General features: G+C 63.0%; 15 protein-coding genes. 8 read left to right on the forward strand and 7 right to left on the reverse strand.

The window, feature by feature from the left end; genetic code table 11:
• Nucleotides 1–227 precede the first annotated feature (227 nt).
• Complete coding sequence (locus HX817_RS09835; RefSeq protein WP_003208975.1) at nucleotides 228–1,130, forward strand: LysR family transcriptional regulator; 903 nt, start codon at nucleotides 228–230, stop codon at nucleotides 1,128–1,130.
• 9 nt (nucleotides 1,131–1,139) lie between these two features.
• On the opposite strand, the gene HX817_RS09840 is transcribed toward HX817_RS09835, so the two are convergent.
• The 7 genes from HX817_RS09840 to HX817_RS09870 all read right to left on the reverse strand — a co-directional run bounded on the left by HX817_RS09840 (nucleotide 1,140) and on the right by HX817_RS09870 (nucleotide 9,269).
• Entirely contained in the window at nucleotides 1,140–2,486 is a 1,347-nt protein-coding gene (locus tag HX817_RS09840; protein WP_177040164.1) for an OprD family outer membrane porin, read from the reverse strand.
• 101 nt (nucleotides 2,487–2,587) lie between these two features.
• A complete protein-coding gene (locus HX817_RS09845) occupies nucleotides 2,588–3,940 on the reverse strand; it encodes a citrate-proton symporter (RefSeq protein ID WP_008436037.1) in 1,353 nt (450 codons plus the stop codon).
• A gap of 95 nt (nucleotides 3,941–4,035) precedes the next feature.
• Nucleotides 4,036–5,424 (reverse strand): amidase, encoded by a 1,389-nt coding sequence (locus tag HX817_RS09850; RefSeq protein WP_008436038.1) that lies wholly within the window; start codon nucleotides 5,422–5,424, stop codon nucleotides 4,036–4,038.
• A gap of 181 nt (nucleotides 5,425–5,605) precedes the next feature.
• Nucleotides 5,606–6,433 carry a hypothetical protein gene (locus tag HX817_RS09855; protein WP_177040165.1) on the reverse strand — a complete coding sequence of 276 codons (828 nt, stop codon included), beginning with the start codon at nucleotides 6,431–6,433 and terminating at the stop codon, nucleotides 5,606–5,608.
• Between the two features lie 3 nt (nucleotides 6,434–6,436).
• A complete protein-coding gene (locus HX817_RS09860) occupies nucleotides 6,437–6,625 on the reverse strand; it encodes a hypothetical protein (protein ID WP_003208968.1) in 189 nt (62 codons plus the stop codon).
• Between the two features lie 122 nt (nucleotides 6,626–6,747).
• Nucleotides 6,748–7,326: a helix-turn-helix domain-containing protein gene (locus tag HX817_RS09865; protein ID WP_023658720.1), complete on the reverse strand. Its 579-nt coding sequence runs from the start codon at nucleotides 7,324–7,326 to the stop codon at nucleotides 6,748–6,750.
• A complete protein-coding gene (locus HX817_RS09870; RefSeq protein ID WP_177040166.1) occupies nucleotides 7,314–9,269 on the reverse strand; it encodes an FAD-dependent oxidoreductase in 1,956 nt (651 codons plus the stop codon). The genes HX817_RS09865 and HX817_RS09870 overlap by 13 nt, the downstream gene beginning before the upstream one ends.
• A 131-nt stretch (nucleotides 9,270–9,400) precedes the next feature.
• On the opposite strand from HX817_RS09870, the gene HX817_RS09875 reads away from it, so the two are divergent.
• The 7 genes from HX817_RS09875 (at nucleotide 9,401) to HX817_RS09905 (ending at nucleotide 18,326) form a co-directional block, all read left to right on the forward strand.
• Nucleotides 9,401–10,159 carry a class II aldolase/adducin family protein gene (locus HX817_RS09875; RefSeq protein ID WP_087694886.1) on the forward strand — a complete coding sequence of 253 codons (759 nt, stop codon included), beginning with the start codon at nucleotides 9,401–9,403 and terminating at the stop codon, nucleotides 10,157–10,159.
• A gap of 41 nt (nucleotides 10,160–10,200) precedes the next feature.
• Entirely contained in the window at nucleotides 10,201–10,839 is a 639-nt protein-coding gene (locus HX817_RS09880; RefSeq protein WP_003208961.1) for a TetR family transcriptional regulator C-terminal domain-containing protein, read from the forward strand.
• A gap of 154 nt (nucleotides 10,840–10,993) precedes the next feature.
• Complete coding sequence (locus tag HX817_RS09885; protein WP_023658721.1) at nucleotides 10,994–11,785, forward strand: enoyl-CoA hydratase/isomerase family protein; 792 nt, start codon at nucleotides 10,994–10,996, stop codon at nucleotides 11,783–11,785.
• 41 nt (nucleotides 11,786–11,826) lie between these two features.
• Nucleotides 11,827–12,987: an acyl-CoA dehydrogenase family protein gene (locus tag HX817_RS09890; RefSeq protein ID WP_008436052.1), complete on the forward strand. Its 1,161-nt coding sequence runs from the start codon at nucleotides 11,827–11,829 to the stop codon at nucleotides 12,985–12,987.
• Between the two features lie 18 nt (nucleotides 12,988–13,005).
• Nucleotides 13,006–15,105, forward strand: a complete 2,100-nt coding sequence (locus tag HX817_RS09895; protein ID WP_177040167.1) for an acetate--CoA ligase family protein — start codon at nucleotides 13,006–13,008, stop codon at nucleotides 15,103–15,105.
• Nucleotides 15,106–15,116: 11 nt separating this feature from the next.
• A complete protein-coding gene (locus tag HX817_RS09900; RefSeq protein WP_177040168.1) occupies nucleotides 15,117–16,727 on the forward strand; it encodes a 5-guanidino-2-oxopentanoate decarboxylase in 1,611 nt (536 codons plus the stop codon).
• 12 nt (nucleotides 16,728–16,739) lie between these two features.
• Nucleotides 16,740–18,326, forward strand: coding sequence for an ABC transporter substrate-binding protein (locus HX817_RS09905; RefSeq protein WP_177040169.1), 1,587 nt, complete (start codon nucleotides 16,740–16,742; stop codon nucleotides 18,324–18,326).
• Nucleotide 18,327: the final 1 nt, after the last annotated feature.

An 18,327-nucleotide genomic window follows, 5' to 3' on the forward strand; every position in this document is an offset into this window, starting at 1 on the left:
CTGCGATGGCATCAACTGGGTGTACCTGATGCACCGAGTTGTCTGCATCGCAGGCAAGCCACCCACAGAAAAGCAGATCTGCTTTTGATCTTGATCTGAGCGAACGCGGGTAGTGCAGAGCGGGTAAACCGGCAGGACGCCGTGACCGAAGAAACGGATATGTACACCCGCATGGCGCAGTAATTGCGTCCTCCCCAATCCACCCCCCCAAAAAAGGAGCACCCCCCATGCAACTACGCGCCTTGCGATATTTCCACGAGGTCGCCCGCTGCGCCTCCCTGCGTAAGGCCGCCGAACGTCTTTACGTCACCCCCACCGCCGTCAGCCGCCAGATCGAACACCTGGAACACTTCTTCGGCGCCGCCCTGATTGAGCGCGGCCCCCGCGGCATCCGCCTCACCGCCGAGGGCGAGTGCCTGGCCGAACAAGTCACCTCAACCCTGCGCGGCCTCGACCAGGTACGCGAAGTCATCGCCAGCCGCCAAAGCCAGGTGGCCGGTAACATCAGCATCCATGTGTCAGAAAGTATCGTTTCCACCGTGCTCGCCCCGGTGCTCGCCACCTTCTACCGCGCCCACCCCAAGGTCACCTTCAACATCGTGATCGCCAGCGCCTCGGCCACCCTCGACGCCCTGTGCAGCGGCGAGGCGGACCTGGGCCTGGCGTTCTACCTGCAAGAGCGCGCCGACGTCGAAGTCACCGCCCACTGCCAGTTATGGCACCGGGTGCTGGTCAGCGCCGAACACCCCTTCGCCCAGCGCGACAGCATCGAATTGAGCGAACTGCAAGGCCAGCCCCTGGCGATTCCCGACTCGGCCTACGGCGTGCGCCAGGCCCTGGAAGTGGCGGCAAAAAAACGCGGCGTCACCCTCGAACCGGTGTTCACCACCAGCTCCCTGGAAGTGCAGAAGAGCCTGGCCCGGCAACGGGCAGCGGTGCTGATTTTGCCCCAGGTCGAGGCAGACGTGCGGGACCTGGGCGACGGCCTGGTCGCCGTGCCGATCGCCGATGAAGACCTCGGCCGCATCCGCATCGACCTCTGCGTGTACCGCAACCGCCCCCGCTCGGTGGCGGTGCTCAAGTGCCAGGAAATGCTGGCGGGGGCGATGCAGCGTTGTTCGCTGAACTGAGCCTGAGCCTCAGAAGATGTTGATCGGCACATTGGCGACGAGGCGGAACTCATCGTAGCTGCCGTCAATCTGCCCGCCGCTGGCGCGATGGTTGTAGACGATGGTGCGCAGTACGGTGTTCTTGAGTGTTCCGGACTGAATCACATAGGCCAGCATCAAGCCGTTTTCGTTGTGCTTGGCGCCATCCAGGCTGCGCACGTTGTAGCCGGTGTTGTGGCCGTTGCGGTCGCCATCGTAATGGGTGCCGTCGATGTCCCAACCCTTGGCGTGCCACAGGCTGGCGGTGAGGCCGGGCACACCGTAGGCGGCGAAGTCCAGGTCGTAGCGCAACTGCCAGGACTTTTCGTTGGGGCCGTTGTAGTCCGAGTACAGCGAGTTGGCCATGTAGTTGCCGGTGGACTCCCACACGTAGTCGAAGTATTCGTTGCCGAATACCTGCTGCCAGGCCAGGGTCAGGCTGTGGGCCAGGTGCGTGGCGGTGAAGGCCAGGCTGGCGGCGTTATTGTCGATGTAGCCGAGGTTTTTGTCGCCCGAGTCGCTGGTGTGGTAGTAGTTGAAGGCGGTCTTCAAGGCGATGTCGCTTTTGTGACCGATGCGGTGGGTCAGGCCGACGTAGGTCTGGTCCCACATGTCTTCGAAACGCGACGCGTAGACGCTGGCTTCCAGCCCGTAACCCGGTTTTACCGTGGCTCCCAGGTAGCTGATGCGTGCGCCGCTGTAGGCGCGGTTGCCGAAGGTGGTGGTGAGCTTTTCGGCGCCGGTGCCGGTGCGTGGAATCGCCCGCTCGAAGCTGCCGCCCTGCACCGACAGCCAGTCGAATTCGTTGCTGAACAAGCCCACGCCCTGGAAGCTGGAGGGCAGGGCGCGGTTGTCCTTGTAACGCAGGATCGGATTGTCGGTCATCAGCCGACCCGCCTTGATCTCGGTGCTCGACAGGCGAAAACGCACGTCGCCCACCCCCAGTCGGCTCCAGGTGGGAATCGCATCGCCGTCGCCGTCCACCAGCACCCGGTCGCCGCCATTGGCCACCTTGCCGTGGCCGCGTTCCAGGTTGACCGCGCTGAAGATCCCCGCATCCACGCCCACGCCAATCAGGCCCTGGGTGTAGCCGGAGCTGTACTTGAGCATGCTGGTCTGCACCCAGGTTTCCCGTACACGCGTGGGCTCGACGCCGCCGGCTTTCTTGATGCTCAAGTGGGTGGTGCGTTTGGTGTGCTGGTTGGAATAGTAGTGGCGCAGGTTCAGGTCCAGGGTGCTGCCTTCGAGGAAGCCCGGTGCGCTGGCCTGGGCGTTTTCCTGGGCGAAAGCCTGGGTGCTGGACGCCAGGGTGACGGCCAGTAAAAGACGTGGATACATGGTAAATCCCCATACAAATCAGACGTAAGGCGACCGTCCCGGCAGGCCCTCAGGTGCTGCCGGTCGGTGGCGAAAAGACGCGGGACAGTGGGAAAAGGTATTCAGCGAACCGAAGCTTCTGTGAGCCGGGTTTCGCGGGCCGGGCTGCCGGGCAGCGGCGGACGGGTTTCCTTGGCGAACCAGGCGGCGGTGAGGCACACCAGGTTGGCGATCAGCAGGTACCAGACCGGCGACATCGGGTCGCCGGTGGTGCCGATCAACCAGGTGATGATGATCTGCGCGGTGCCGCCGAACGCTGCCACACCGAAGGCGTAGACGATGGAGAAACCGGTGGAGCGCACGGATTTCGGGAAGCTTTCCACCAGCAACACGATCAGCGCCGCGCCACTCATGCCGTGCAGGCCCGAGAGTACCGCCAGGGTCAGCAGGAAGGTCGCCGGGCTTGGGTGCTCGGTCATCAGTTGCAGGGCCGGGAACAAAATCAACAGCAACACCACCCGCGGTGTCATCAGGATCGTACGGCGCCCGAAGCGGTCGCAGAGCATGCCGCCGGCCACCGCGCACACGGCCATCGCTGCGCCGGCCACCAGGGTCGAGAGCATCGAGATGCTGGTGGGCAGCTTCAGTTCGGTGAGGGCGAAGGTGGTCATGTAGTTGAGGAAGTACTGGGTGATGGTGCTGCCGGAAAGGATCAGCAACCCCAGCACCAGTGCGCGCCGGTGCTTGCCGCAGACTTCTCGCACCAGGTCGCCGGTGCTGGTCTGCTCGCCGTGGCCGTGGAAGGTTTCGGCGAGGTTGCGGCGGATGTAGATGCCGATCGGCAACACCAGCAGGCCGAACACGAACGGCACGCGCCAGCCCCAGCTGTTGAGGTCTTCCGGGGACATGACCTTGGTCAGGGTGAACCCTACCAGCCCGGCCACCATGGCTGCGACGCCCTGGGCGACTACTTGCCAGCAGGCGTAGGTCCCGCGTTTGTGGGGTGGCGCCGCTTCGAGGATGTAGGTGGTGGCGGGGCCGGCTTCACCGCCCCAGGCCAGGCCCTGGATCATGCGGGTGAGTACCAGCAGGATCGGCGCCGCGATACCGATGGTCTCGTAACCGGGCAATATCGCGATGCTGCCGGTGCCCACGGCCATCATTACCAGGGTCAACAGCATCGCCGGTTTGCGCCCGACGCGGTCGGCGTAGGCGCCGATCAGTACTGCGCCCAGGGGCCGGACGATAAAGCCGATACCGAACGCCGTGACCGACAGCATCAGGCTGACGAAGGCGCTGTCGGACGGGAAGAACGTGTGGCCGATCATCACCGCAAAGGTTGCGTACACACCAAAGTCGAAAAACTCCACGGCGTTGCCCAGGACCACGGCGAAGATGCTCTTTTTGCCGGCGTCCGGGGACGGTGTTTCGGGTGCGTGATCAGGATCGGATCGTGTCAATTGCTCAGTGTGCATACCAGCCCCTCGATTTTAGTTATAGGTCGTCCGAGCTCCAGGCCAAGAGGGCCCGGAGCTGGCGTGTGGGTGGGCAGTTCTTACAGCGTCAAAAGTCAGGAAGGATTCGGCCAGTGGTGGATTGCGCCACGCCAGCTCTCGTAGGTTTTAGCGATTTGCAGCAGCCATTGATCGGCAAAACGCGGGGCGATCATCTGCAGGCCGATGGGCATGCCATCGGCGGCGAAACCGCAGTTGATCGACAACGCCGGTTGCTCGCCCATGTTCCACGGCACCGTGAACACGATGTGTTCGAACGGCAGTTGCGGGTTGTTGCTCGGTGATGGCCACTCGGCCGGGAACGCATTGACCTGGTTGGTGGGGGACAGCACCAGGTCGAGTTCGGTGAACACCTGCGCGGCGCGGCGGCGCATTTCAAAGGTCTGGTTGAAACCCTTTACGGCTTGTACGCCGCTGATCTCGGCGCCCGGCGCGGCCCAGTCGCGGATGTACGGCAAGACCTTGTCGAACTGCTCGCTGCTCAGGGCCGACAAATCGCCCCACTGGCGGGCGCGCCAGAAATGGTCGAGGCCATCGAGTTGTGCGCGGTCCATGATTGGCGGGATCAGCGTGACCTTGGCGCCGTGGGCTTCGAACAGCCGCGCGGCTTGCTCCACGGCTTCACAGACGAAGCCTTCAGGCTGCATGCCTGCGCCGGGTTCAAGCATCAGGCCGACGCGCAGGCCCCTGACCGACAGCGGCTGGTTACTCCACTGGGTGGTGAGCGGCGGAAGGCTGGTGGCATCGCGGGCATCGGGGCGGGCCAGGTGTTGCATCAACAGCACGCAATCGTCGACGGTGCGGGTCATGGGCCCGGCGGCGCGGCCGGTGTAGTACGGGTCGATGGGGATGCGCCCCAGGGTCGGCTTGAATCCCACCAAGCCGCACCAGGCGGCGGGCAGGCGCACCGAGCCACCGATGTCGGTGCCCACGTGCAGCGGGCCGTAACCTGCGGCGGCCGCTGCGGCGGCACCGGAGCTGGAACCGCCGGTGTTGTTGGCGGTGTTCCACGGGTTGCGGGTGATGCCGTGGAAGCTCGACAGGCCGGAAGACAGCATGCCGAAGTCCGGGTTGGTGGTCTTGGCCAGGATTATCGCGCCCGCTTCACGCATGCGGGCTGCGGGCGGTGCGTCCCTGAGGGCCGGGGTCAGGCGGGTAGCCGCGCTGCCGAGGGGAATGGGCACGCCTTCGGTGGCGATCAATTCCTTGAGAGTCACCGGTACGCCATCAAGGGCGCCGTTGGGTTGGCCCTTGTTCCAGCGCTCGGTGGAGGCCTGGGCCTGCTGACGCACCTGTTGCGGGTCGAAGGCATAGAGCGCGTTGATCTGCGGCTCCCAGCGGTCGATGTGGGCCAGGAGTTGGTCGTAGTAGTCGATGGGCGCGAGTTGCCGGCTGGCAAATTGCGCCAGCAGTTCGGCGGCCGTAAGGGTATGCAGGTCAGTCATCGAACGCTTCCTTGTGATGGGCCGGCTGGCTCATGGCGGGTTGCAGTAGGGACGACTATATAAACCCCGGTGTGACGCGGCCATCACAATCGATGCAGTTCAGTGTTGCGTTTTTGTGTGCACTGAAACCGGCGGGTAGATGTGGGAATGGCTGGAAGGTTTACTGTTTGGCGGGAGGACCTCAGGCACAGGCACCTGGCGTCTTTTTCCTGCGTGCCGACTCACGACGATAGCTCCGGATAGGCTGGGGTTTTGCCCGTATGCGGGATTGGAAAGACATCCACGTCGCAGGGTCAAAGCGGGTGGCTGATACCACCGCTTCCTGGAGCAGCATGATGGAAATAGCGTCTGACGCATCCGGGTATTCAGTATCGAGGATGATTTCCAAGGTGTCCTTGTCGCGATAGCCGCTGCAGGTCGGAATCAGACTGAAGGCGTGATCTATACCTTCGGACTCATTCGGCTCGCAGATGGATGAAACAACGCCCACATAAACATTCCGATCGTTCAGCGTGAACATGCATTGAGAGCCGCGCGCAATGGATTCCCTGAGTAGGGTCCTGAGGGGGCGCCCCGTTAGAAGCTCGAGCATCAATTGCTGGTTCAGTTCCTCCTCTGAAGCAAGTTGCAGTCTTCGTCGACGCCAACGCACAAATAATCGCGCCCAGCAGTAGGGAATGATCATGGCTGTCAGGCCGACCTGGAGCAAAAATACCCAGAGGCCATGATTTCTCTCGGTGGCAATATCCAGCTCTATCAGCAGCTTGCCCAGATAAGCACTGTAATCAATGGGGATTGTCTGGCCAGTCAGTTGCAGCGGCTGTTTGGACAGGCAAAGAATCAAAGTGGTCAGTACGAACGACAGTACGAGGCAGGTCCAGCCTAATCTTGCGACCTGTAGATAGAGTAACTGGCCCTCAAAGCGGTGGAGGCGGCAGTAATGGCCGGGGTGTTTCAAACACACCAAATAGCCACTCACCAGTAACGGCAGTATAAGTAGTAGCCCCATGGGTTATTTGAATATCAGTTCACGTATCTTGCGCTTGTGTTCCTTGAACTCGGGTGAGTTGGCGATTTCCGCCGGGTCGACAGAAATACCCCACTCACCCACTATCCTCATGGTTTTGTACCGCTTGATAGCCCTGATATTTTCCAGATCTTCCTCAGTGGGTTTCTTGAACCACGCAAACGACTCAAACATGACCGGCACCCTCATAAAAAAGTAGTCGGTTTTATAGCAAGAGCCGTTTTTACCGACTACTGATGGCCCCCATCCAGAACTCCCCGCGTATCGTAGGAAACGTCCTTAGTTGCCCCAACGGTCTAAAACGTCGGCGGCGTAATCACCCAGATCACCACCGCATCCACCTTTCCGGGGTTGCCATAGCGATGGGGCTCACTGCTGGGGAAGCTGAAACTGTCGCCTTCAGCCAGCTGAAAATGCCGCTCGCCCACCCATAACTCAAACGTTCCGCTCAACACATAACCCGCCTCTTCACCCTCATGGCTATAGCTCTGCTGGCTATAGGTGCCCGGTGGAAAGCGCGAGTGCAGCATCTCCAATTGATGATTGGGCAGGGGCGTCAGCAACTGGTCGACGATCCCGTCCTCATAGTGAATGCTCTGGCGATTGTTCCTGCGCACCACAAAACCTTCATCCTCCGCTGCCGGCGTGGTCTCACTGGCAAAAAACCACTGGATCGTCACCCCCAGGCTGCGGGCGATGTTGAACAAGGCCGGGATCGACGGGTAGGCGAGGTTGCGTTCCAGTTGGCTGATATAGCCGGCCGTCAATTCGCTCATCTGCGCCAATTCGGTAAGCGTCATGCCCCGGGCCTTGCGCAAGCCGCGGATGCGGGTGCCGAGAAACAGCTGTGGCGGTTGGTCGTTCAAATGTCCCACGCTACTTTCAATCCTTCATAAATCGCCTCTTCGGCGGTACGCGGCGCCAGGCAATCGCCGATCCGCGTGAACGCCACCAGGCCTTCCAGTTCTGCGCCCAGAGTGTCCACCGGCTGGTGGCCCTGGCACAACACCAGGGTGTCGATATTTTCCAGCAGCATCGGCTCGCCGCTGGCGGTGTGTTGCAGGTAGACGGTAGTGTCGTCGCAGCCGTACAAACGGGCGTAAGGGATGATCGGAATGCCCAGCCGATGCAGTTCGCCGGCCAGTTGGTCACGCACGTACAACGGCAGGTTTTCCCCGCAATGGGTGCCGTTCACCGCCAGTTGCACCTGATGGCCGGCACGGGTGAGGCGCTCGGCAATGCCCGGGCCGATCCAGTCGCAACGCCAGTCCACCACGACCACCGAACGGCCCAGTTGCACCTCATCGCGCAGCACTTGCCAGGCATCCACCACCTGTAGCTCGCCGCCGCGTTCGAAGGCCGGCCAGTAGGGCTCGGCGCCGGTGGCGATGATCACCCTGTCAGGTTGTTCGCGTTCCACCAATGCGCGGTCGACGCGGGTGTTGCGCACCACGCGGACCCCGGCCAGTTCCATCTCGCGCTGCAGGTTGGTACTGGCGCCGCCGAACTCGCTGCGTCGGGGCAGTAACTGCGCCAGAAGCACCTGGCCGCCCAATTGGGCACTGGCTTCATACAAGGTCACCTCATGTCCGCGCTGCGCCGCCACCGCTGCCGCTTTCATCCCTGCCGGGCCGCCACCGGCGACCATGATCCGCTGGCGTCGCAGTGCCGGTTGCAGTTGGCCAAACTGCAATTCGCGGCCGGTCTCGGGATGCTGGATGCAGGAGATCGGCAGGCCTTTGTGGAAGTGGCCGATGCACGCCTGATTGCAGGCGATGCACGCCCGTACATCCTCGGCATGGCCGCTTGAGGTCTTGGCCGGCATGCGCGGGTCGCAGATCAGCGCGCGGGTCATCCCGCACACATCGGCCTGGCCGCGTTGCAGCATCAGTTCGGCCTCCTGGGGCTGGTTGATGCGCCCGGTAACGAACAGCGGAATCGACAGGTGCGTCTTGAACGTCGCCGCTTCTGCCGCCAGGTACGCCGGGGCAATGGCCATGGGCGGCACGATATGGATCGCGCCGCCGAGGGAGGCCGAGGTGCCGGCGACGATGTGCACGTAATCCAGGTGTGATTGCAGCTGTTGCACGGCGGCCAGGGAATCCTCTTCGGTCAGGCCTTCGGGGTCGCGTTCATCGGCAGAAATGCGCAGGCCGATGATGAAGTGCTCGTCGGTTTCGGCACGCACCGTGGCGATGATTTCCCGCAGGAAACGCAGGCGTTGTTCCAGCTCGCCGTTGTAGCCGTCGGTGCGGCGATTCACCCGCGGGTTGAGAAATTGCGCGGGCAGGTAACCATGGCTGGCGACCACTTCCACACCGTCAATCCCGGCCTGATACAGGCGCCTTGCCGCAGCGCCGTAGCCGGCGACGATCTCGTCGATCATTGTCTGGTCAAGGGCGCGCGGCATCACCCGGAAGCGTTCGTTGGGCACCCCGGAAGCCGAGTAAGCCACCGCCAGCAAACCGTCGGCCGACTCCATGATTTCCCGCCCCGGATGGAAAATCTGCGACAGCACCACGGTGCCGTGGGCGTGGCAGGTTTCGGCCAGTCGGCGATAGCCGTCGATGCAGCTGTCATCGGTGGCCATCAGCACATGGGAGGTGTAGCGGGCGCTGTCGTGCACCCCGGCCACCTGCAACACAATCAACCCCACGCCGCCTTCGGCGCGTGCCCGGTGGTAGGCGATCAACTGCTCGTTGACCTGGTTGTCGGTGGGCATCGAGGTGTCGTGCCCGCTGGACATGATGCGATTTTTCAGGCGTTTGCCGCGCAGTACCAGCGGTTCAAAAAGATGCGGAAAGGCATGGGGCGACATGGTGCGGATACTCCAGGCGCTGTTGTTATTATTTTTCTATAGGAGGTCAGCCTCAGTAAAAAATCAACTTGTTTTTTTACTGGTGACTGGATTAGCGTCAACCACATCACCCACCCGCCTGGAGAATAAAAATGCCTGGGGCCACCGAACGACAGCTGCGCGAAGAGCTTGCCGCCTGCTACCGGCTGATCGCGCACTTTCGCATGAGCGATTTGATTTTCACCCATATCTCGGTGCGTATCCCGGGGCCCGAGCATCACTTTTTGATCAACCCCTATGGGCTGATGTTCGAGGAGATCACCGCCTCCAGCCTGGTGAAGATCGGCCTGGACGGACGTGCGGTCGAGGCTTCGGCCCATGGCGTCAACCCGGCGGGGTTTGTGATTCACAGCGCGATTCACGGCGCCCGCGAAGATGCGCAGTGCGTGCTGCACACCCATACCCGCGCCGGCTGTGCGGTGGCGGCCCTGGAATGCGGGCTGTTGCCGGTGAACCAGATTTCCATGGAGTTCTACGGCAAGGTCGCCTACCACGACTACGAAGGCGTGGCGCTGGACATGGACGAGCAACAGCGACTGGTGCACGACCTCGGCGACAAGCCGGTGTTGATGCTGCGCAACCATGGTTTGTTGACGGTAGGGGAGACGGTCAGTCAGGCGTTCCTGCGCATGTATTACCTGGAGAAGGCCTGCGATATCCAGATCGCCGCCCAGGCGTGCGGCAAGCTGATCCTGCCGCCTGCGCACGTGTGTGAATACACCGAGCGGCAGTTCAATGAGCCAGGCCGGCCACTGGAAGAGGGCGAACTGGCAGACCCGGACGCCATGCAACTGGCATGGGCGGCATTGCTGCGGTTACTGGATCGGGTGTCGCCGGGGTTCCGGGAGTGAGGTAGAGTCGTCCAGCCGACTCAACCCAAGGACACCGCCTCATGACCCAGGAATCCCGTTTCTCCCGCATGGAACCGGAGTTGCGCAAGGCCAATCTGGTGCAGGCGACGTTGGCCTGCCTCAAGCGCGACGGCTTCCAGGGCGCGTCGATCCGCAAGATCAGCGCCGAGGCCGGGGTGTCGGTGGGGCTGATCAGTCATCACTACTCGGGCAAGGATGAGCTGGTGGCCGAGGCCTATCGGTCAATCACCCGGCAGGTCATGGACCTGCTGCGGGATGCGATGGCCAAGGCGCCGCCCAGTCCGCGGGAGCGGCTGTCGGCGTTCTTTCGCGGCTCGTTCTCCCCCGAATTGCTCGACCCGCAACTGCTGGATGCCTGGCTGGTGTTCTGGGGGGCGGTCAAGACGGCCCCGGCGATCAACCAGGCCCACGAACACTCCTATGGCGAGTACCGCACCATCATGCGTTCGGCCTTGGTGGACATGGCCGGGGAGGAGGGCTGGAAGCAGTTCGATGCCGATTTGGCGGCCATCGCCTTGAGCGCCTTGCTCGACGGCTTGTGGCTGGAATCGGGGCTCAATCCCGGCACCTTCACCCCGGAGCAGGGCATCCAGATCTGCGAAGCCTGGGTCGATGGCTTGCAGTCGGGCGGGCGCAAGCGCTTCCAGATCAAACCCTGAACTGACGATTCCGCGCCGCCTGGACGCAATGTCCGGGCCGGCATTTTCCCCTCGAAAAATATTTGCAGTTACCCGATTGCCTCCTTACTGAACACTCGTTTAGTATCGCCCCATGTCGCACCCCTCAAGCCAATTAAAATAATTCGAGGATTCCATGACTACAGATCCGTCCGTGCTCACTCAGGTGCAGGCAGGTGTTGCCTGGATCACCCTCAATCGCGGCCCCCAGCGCAACGCCCTGGACATCCCGACCCTCAAGCACCTGCATGCCTTGCTGGACGGTTTCAACCGCGACCCGGCTGTGCGCGTGGTGGTACTGACCGGCAGCGGTCGCAGCTTCTGCGCCGGTGCCGACCTTGCCGAATGGGCCGATGCCGAAGCCCGTGGCGCCCTCGAAACCTACGGCTGGACCGAAACCGCCCACGCCCTGATGACCCGCCTGCACACCCTCGACAAACCTACCCTCGCCGCCATCAATGGCACGGCGGTCGGTGCCGGCATGGACCTCACCCTGTGCTGCGACCTGCGCGTCGCCGCGCAATCGGCACGCTTCAAGGCCGGCTACACCAGCATGGCCTACTCGCCGGACGCCGGCGCCAGCTGGCATCTGCCGCGCCTGATCGGCAGCGAGCAAGCCAAGCGCCTGCTGTTCCTCGATGAATTGTGGAGCGCCGACCGCGCCCTGGCCGCCGGGCTGGTGGGCGAAGTCGTTGCCGACGAGCAACTGCATACCCACGTCGCCGAGCTGGCCACGCGCCTGGCCAACGGCCCGACCTTTGCGTTTGCCCAGACCAAAACCCTCATCCGCGAAGGCGCCGGGCGCAGCCTGCCCGAGCAGCTTCAGGCGGAACTCGCCGCCGGCCTGCTGTGTGGACGCAGCGCCGACGGTGCTGAAGCCCTGCGCGCCTCGATGGAAAAGCGTCCACCGAACTTCTCCGGCAACTGATTCCCCTTCAAAACACCCTCGAACGATCGACAGGTAGCGCCATGAATTTCCAGCCCAGCCAAGAACAAGACATGTTGGTGGACGCGGTACGCAGTTTTGTTGCCAAGGAGTTGTTGCCCCACGAGGAGGCGGTGGACCGCGCCGATGAAGTTTCGCCGGAGCTTGCCGCGCAGATTCGTGACAAGGCCATCGCTGCCGGTTTCTATGCCTTCAACATGCCGGAAGACGTCGGCGGTGGCGGCCTGGATTACCTGTCACAGGCGTTGATCGAGCGTGAGTTGTCGAAAGTCTCCTGGGCGCTGCATGTGTTTGTCGCCCGGCCGTCGAAAATCCTCATGGCCTGCACCGGCGCGCAGATTGGCGAGTACCTGTTGCCGTGCGTGCAGGGCAAGAAGATCGACTGCTTTGCCCTGACCGAACCGGGTGCCGGTTCCGACGCCAATGCGATCAAGACCCGCGCCGTGCGCAGCGGTGATGACTTTGTGCTCAATGGCAGCAAGCACTTCATCAGCCACGCCGGCCACGCGGATTTCGCCATCGTGTTTGCCGTTACCGACACCTACGAACACAACGGTCGCCAACGCAATGCGGTGACCTCGTTCCTGGTGGACCGTGGCACGCCGGGCATGACCATTCGCCGGGGCCCCAAGTGCGTCAGCAACCGCGGCTACCACACTTATGAAATGTTCTTCGACGACTGCCGCGTACCAGCCTCCAAAGTCCTCGGCGAAGTCGGCAAAGGTTGGGAAGTCGCCAATGCCTGGCTGACCGCAGGCCGGGTGATGGTGGCTGCCAACTGCGTCGGCCAGGCCCAGCGTGCGCTGGACGTTTCCCTGCAATGGGCGGCCGACCGCAAGCAGTTCGGCCAGCCCATCGGCACCTACCAAGGCATCTCGTTCAAGCTCGCCGACATGGCCACGCAAATCCGTGCGGCCGAACTGCTGACCCTGAACACCGCCTGGAAAATGGACCAGGGCACCATGACCGACGGCGAGGCCGGCATGGCCAAGTTGTTTGCCAGCGAAGTACTGGGCAAGGTTGCTGATGAAGCAGTGCAAATCTATGGCGGCATGGGTTTGATGGACGAAGGCCCGGTGGAGCGCATCTGGCGCAACGCGCGGATCGAGCGGATCTGGGAAGGCACTTCGGAAATCCAGCGCCACATTATTGCCCGCGAACTGTTGCGGCCACTGTTGCGTTGATCGGGTCGGAGAACGCTTATGTCCCAGGCTATTCGCGACAATCTCAAGCGCCTGCTGGCGCCCCGTCACCTGGCATTCGTCGGTGGGCGCAGCATGGCCCGTGCCCTCAAGCGCTGCGCAGAAGGTGGTTTTGCCGGCCAGATGTGGCTGGTCAATCCGCAGCATGACAGCCTCGATGGCATTCCCTGCGTACGCCGCGTGGCCGATTTGCCGTGCGGCCCGGACGCGGTGTTTATTGCCACCAACCGCGAGCTGACCCTGACCTGCGTTGCCGAACTGGCGGCCATCGGCACCGGTGGCGCCATCTGCTACGCCTCCGGATTTGCCGAAACCGGCGCCGAGGGCCAGGCCTTGCAGCAACAACTGCTCAAGGCCGCTGGCGAGATGGCGCTGTTGGGCCCCAATTGCTATGGCCTGCTGGATTACCTGCACAGCTCGGCGTTGTGGCCGGTGGCCCATGGCGGCAAGCCGGTCGAGAAGGGCGTTGCGGTGCTGACCCAGAGCGGCAACTTTGCCTACAACCTGTCCATGAGCGACCGGTCGCTGCCGGTGGCCTATATGGCGTCGGTGGGCAACCAGGCGCAGTTGGGGGTTGCCGAGTTGATGGACGTGCTGCTCGACGAGCCGCGCGTTACAGCGATTGGCTTGCACCTGGAAGGCTTGAAGAATGTGCCGGGGTTCGCCCGTGCGGCCCACAAGGCCCTGGAGAAAGGCATTCCGATCATCGCCCTGAAAACCGGGGTGTCACAGATCGGCGCCGAGTTGGCTTTGAGTCATACCAGTTCGTTGTCGGGTTCCGATGCGCTGTACGACAGTCTGTTCGCGCGCCTGGGTGTGATCCGGGTCAGCGGGCCGGTGAGTTTTGTCGAGACCCTGAAGGCGGCGGCCTGCGGTAATCTGCCGGCGGGCAACAGCCTGATCGCCCTGGCCTGTTCCGGTGGTGATGCCGGGTTGATTGCCGACTACGCCGAGCGCAACGATTTGAGCCTGCCGAAGCTCGACGAAGGCCAGCGTGAAGAGTTGGCGCAGGTGCTGCCCAGCTACGCCAATCTGGTCAACCCGCTGGATTTCACCACGGCCATCTGGGGCAACAGCGACGCGCTTAATACGATGCTCGACACGGCACTGCGCACCGAAGCGGATGCGGCAATGCTGGTGCTCGACTACCCGGCGGAATTTACCGGTGAGCGCAAGGAGTGCGACCTGCTGCTGGAGCTGTTTTGCAGCGCACTGGCTCGTCACGGCAAGACTGGCTTTGTCACCTCTGCATTTCCCGAATTGCTCCCGGCCCACGCTCGCGAGCGCCTGCATGCCCAGGGCGTTGCCGCGTTGCAAGGCGTGGAAGATGCGCTGGCGGCCTGGGGCCGGATTGCCGACTATCAAGACAATCGCCGGGCGTTGTTGGCGCGGGGTGAGTCGATACTGGTGCCGCTGTGCCCGCAAGCGCTTGAACAACACGGACAGTCGCTTGATGAGTGGGATTCCAAGCAGGCTTTACGGGCTTTCGGCCTGACCACGCCAGCCGGTGTCTTGAGCACTCCCGAGCGGGCCATAGCCGATGCCAAAGTGCTGGGTTACCCGCTGGTACTCAAGGCCGTCAGTGCCGACTTGCCGCATAAAACCGAAGCTGGCGCCGTGGCGCTCAACCTGCAGGACGGCTTCGCCTTGACTGCTGCCCTGGCTCATATGCGCGAGCAAATCGCCGCTTATGCGCCGGATGTGCCGTTCGATCAGCTGCTGCTGGAGTCCATGGCTACGCCGCCGCTGGCCGAGCTGATTGTGGGCATCAAGCGCGAAAACGACTTCGGCCTGGCGCTGGTGATCGGCGCTGGTGGAATCCTCGTGGAGTTGCTCAAGGACAGCCGCAGCCTGCTGCTGCCGACCACCGACGACGCAATCCGCAACGCCTTGCTCGGCCTGCGCAGCGCCGCATTGCTGCAAGGCTTTCGCGGACGGGAAGTGGCCGACATGGAAGCCCTGGTGGCGGCGATTCGTGCGGTGGCCGACTACGCCTGCGCCAACGCCGGGCAATTGCTGGAACTCGATGTAAACCCATTGCTGGTCAATGCCCGGGGCGCCACGGCGGTCGATGCATTGATCCGTCTCGCCCAGGCGTGAAGGAGATGACGATGCAAAGCAAAACCTTGACGGGCGGCCAGGCCCTGGTGCGATTGCTGGCCAACTATGGTGTCGACACGGTGTTCGGGATTCCCGGCGTGCACACGCTGGAGCTGTATCGCGGCTTGCCGGGCAGCGGTATTCGGCATGTGCTGACCCGCCACGAGCAGGGCGCCGGCTTTATGGCCGACGGTTATGCGCGGGTCAGCGGCAAGCCGGGCGTGTGTTTCATCATCACCGGGCCGGGGGTGACCAACGCCGCGACGGCGATCGGCCAGGCGTATGCCGACTCGATTCCGTTGCTGGTGATTTCCAGCGTCAACCACACCGCCAGCCTCGGCAAGGGCTGGGGCTGCCTGCATGAAACCCAGGACCAGCGGGCGATGACCGCGCCCATCACTGCGTTTTCGGCAGTAGCGTTGAGTGCCGAGGATTTGCCGGAGTTGATCGCGCGGGCCTACGCGGTGTTCGACAGTGAGCGACCGCGCCCGGTGCATATTTCGGTGCCGCTGGATGTACTGTCGGCGCCGATCAAACGGGACTGGAGCAATGAGGTGGTGCGCCGTCCCGGACGCGGTTTGCCATCGGCTGAAAGCCTTGATCAGGCAGTGGCAAAACTGGCCGCGGCCAAGCGCCCGATGATCATTGCCGGTGGTGGTGCACTGTTGGCGGCCGATGCCTTGCAGCGCTTGAGTACGCAGTTGGCGGCGCCGTTTTTCAGCAGTGTCGCCGGCAAGGGATTGTTGCCGGTGGAGCATCCGCTGAATGCCGGTTCGACCCTGTGTGTCGAGCCCGGCTGGCAGCTCATCGCCGAGGCGGATGTGGTGTTGGCCATCGGCACCGAAATGGCCGATACCGACTTCTGGCGTGAACGCCTGCCGATTAATGGCGAGCTGCTGCGGGTGGATATCGACCCGCGCAAGTTCAACGATTTCTATCCTTGCGCCGTCGCGTTGCACGGTGATGCCCAGCAAACGACGCTGGCTTTGCTGGAACGCTTGCCAGCCACGCCGCGCAACGCGGATGCCGCCACCGCTGCGGTCGCGACGTTGCGCCAGGCAGTCAGCAGCTGCCATGGTCCGTTGCAACGCATTCACCAGGCGATTCTCGACCGCGTGGCCGCCGAGTTGCCGGCCAATGCCTTCATCAGCAGCGACATGACCCAACTGGCTTACACCGGCAACTACGCCTTTCCCAGCAACGCCACCCGCAGTTGGCTGCATCCCACCGGCTACGGCACCCTGGGCTATGGCCTGCCGGCCGGTATCGGCGCCAAGTTCGGCGCACCGCAACGGCCCGGCCTGGTGCTGGTGGGCGACGGCGGCTTTCTCTACACCGCCCAGGAACTGGCCACGGCCGTGGAAGAACTGGACAGCCCGCTGGTGGTGTTGCTCTGGAACAACGACGCCCTGGGGCAGATTCGCGACGACATGTTGAACCTGGACATCGAACCCATCGGCGTACTGCCGCGCAACCCGGACTTCGCCGCCCTGGCGCGGGCGTTCGGCTGCACGGTCAGCGAGCCACAGAACCTGGATGAGCTGCAGACGGATTTGCGTAACGGTTTCAAGCGCAACGGCGTGACCTTGATCGAGTTGAAGCATGCCTGTGTGAACCTTTAGAGGAGCAACACCATGAGCGAAAACAACAACAAAATGACTCAAGCGATGCACCGGCGGGACTTCCTCAAGCACAGCGCCGTAGCCGGTGCCGTGGCCGCCGCGTTTTCCATGGGCCTGCCGCTGCAGGCCTTTGCCGAGGAGGCCACGCCCAAGCCGGGCGGAGTGCTGCGCATGGGCCTGGCCGGCGGCAGCACCACCGACTCCCGCGACCCGGGATCCTGGGTCGACACCTTCACCTTCGTCGGCTTTTCGGCGGTGTACAACACCCTCACGGAAATCGCGGTGGACGGCAGCGCTATCCCCGAATTGGCCGAAAGCTTCGAGTCGACGCCCGACGCGCGCATCTGGACCTTCAAGCTGCGCCAGGGCGTGACCTTCCATAACGGCAAAAGCCTGACCGCTGACGACGTGGTGGCCTCGATCAACCATCACCTGGCAGCCAACTCCACCTCGGCGGCCAAGACGGTGATCGGCGATGTGGCCAGTGTCAGCGCCAAGGGCAGCGATGCAGTGGTGTTCGAACTGCACTCGGGCAATGCCGATTTCGCCTATGTGGTCGCCGATTACCACCTGGTGATCATGCCCGCCAAGGACGGCGCCGCCGACTGGCAGGCCGGGATCGGCACCAGCGGTTATCGCCTGAAAAGCTTCGAGCCGGGCGTACGCATGGACCTGGAGCGCAACCCTGATTACTGGAAGCCGGGCAGGGCACACTTCGCCAGCGCCGAGCTGTTGGCGATTGCCGACGGCGCAGCGCGGGTCAATGCGCTGGTCACCGGGCAAGTCGACGTGATCAACAAGGTCGACCTGAAAACCGTGGCCTTGCTCAAGCGCAATCCCACGCTGGTCATCGAAGAAACCAAGGGCGCCCAGCACTACACCTTCCCGATGTTGTGCGACAGCAACGAGTTCAAGAACAACGACATCCGCATGGCGATGAAGCATGCGATCAACCGCGAAACCCTGCTGGCCTCGGTGCTGCATGGCTATGGCCTGGTGGGCAACGACCATCCGATCCAGCCGGGCAGCCGTTTCATCAACGCCGCCCTGGAGCAGCGCACCTACGACCCGGACAAGTCGCGATTCTACCTGCGCAAGGCCGGTGTGGAGGCGCTGAAGGTGCGCCTGCAAGCTTCCGATGCCGCCTACACCGGCGCGGTGGATGCTTCGGTGCTGTTCAAGGAGCAGGCGCGCCAGGCCGGGATTGATATCGACGTGGTGCGCGAGCCGGCGGATGGCTATTTCTCCAATATCTGGATGAAGCAGCCGTTCACCACCTCGTTCTGGTACAGCAGCCTGACTGCCGACCGCATGTTCAGCATCGGCTACGCCAAGGGCGCCGCGTGGAACGAAACCCATTGGGATAACGACCGCTTCAACCAGTTGCTCAACGCAGCGCGAGGCGAGATGAACGCGCCTCTGCGCCAGGAGATGTACAACGAAATGCAGAGCCTGTGCCGGGACGACGGCGGTGCGATTGTGCCGTTGTTCGCCAGCTCCGTGGCGGCCCGCTCGAACCGCGTCAGCCATGGACCGCTGACGGCGCCGTATGGGGAACTGGATGGGTTGCGGCTGATCGAGCGGTGGTGGCAGGCGTGAA

The organism is Pseudomonas sp. C6002 (assembly GCF_013385805.1).
GTDB lineage: Bacteria > Pseudomonadota > Gammaproteobacteria > Pseudomonadales > Pseudomonadaceae > Aquipseudomonas.

Coding starts and splice junctions, on each gene's coding strand:
- HX817_RS09845 (WP_008436037.1), bottom strand. CDS start 3,940: ATGCACACTGAGCAATTGACACGATCCGATCCTGATCACGCACCCGAA.
- HX817_RS09880 (WP_003208961.1), top strand. CDS start 10,201: ATGACCCAGGAATCCCGTTTCTCCCGCATGGAACCGGAGTTGCGCAAG.
- HX817_RS09855 (WP_177040165.1), bottom strand. CDS start 6,433: ATGGGGCTACTACTTATACTGCCGTTACTGGTGAGTGGCTATTTGGTG.
- HX817_RS09885 (WP_023658721.1), top strand. CDS start 10,994: ATGACTACAGATCCGTCCGTGCTCACTCAGGTGCAGGCAGGTGTTGCC.
- HX817_RS09890 (WP_008436052.1), top strand. CDS start 11,827: ATGAATTTCCAGCCCAGCCAAGAACAAGACATGTTGGTGGACGCGGTA.
- HX817_RS09870 (WP_177040166.1), bottom strand. CDS start 9,269: ATGTCGCCCCATGCCTTTCCGCATCTTTTTGAACCGCTGGTACTGCGC.
- HX817_RS09835 (WP_003208975.1), top strand. CDS start 228: ATGCAACTACGCGCCTTGCGATATTTCCACGAGGTCGCCCGCTGCGCC.
- HX817_RS09860 (WP_003208968.1), bottom strand. CDS start 6,625: ATGTTTGAGTCGTTTGCGTGGTTCAAGAAACCCACTGAGGAAGATCTG.
- HX817_RS09905 (WP_177040169.1), top strand. CDS start 16,740: ATGAGCGAAAACAACAACAAAATGACTCAAGCGATGCACCGGCGGGAC.
- HX817_RS09900 (WP_177040168.1), top strand. CDS start 15,117: ATGCAAAGCAAAACCTTGACGGGCGGCCAGGCCCTGGTGCGATTGCTG.
- HX817_RS09850 (WP_008436038.1), bottom strand. CDS start 5,424: ATGACTGACCTGCATACCCTTACGGCCGCCGAACTGCTGGCGCAATTT.
- HX817_RS09895 (WP_177040167.1), top strand. CDS start 13,006: ATGTCCCAGGCTATTCGCGACAATCTCAAGCGCCTGCTGGCGCCCCGT.
- HX817_RS09840 (WP_177040164.1), bottom strand. CDS start 2,486: ATGTATCCACGTCTTTTACTGGCCGTCACCCTGGCGTCCAGCACCCAG.
- HX817_RS09875 (WP_087694886.1), top strand. CDS start 9,401: ATGCCTGGGGCCACCGAACGACAGCTGCGCGAAGAGCTTGCCGCCTGC.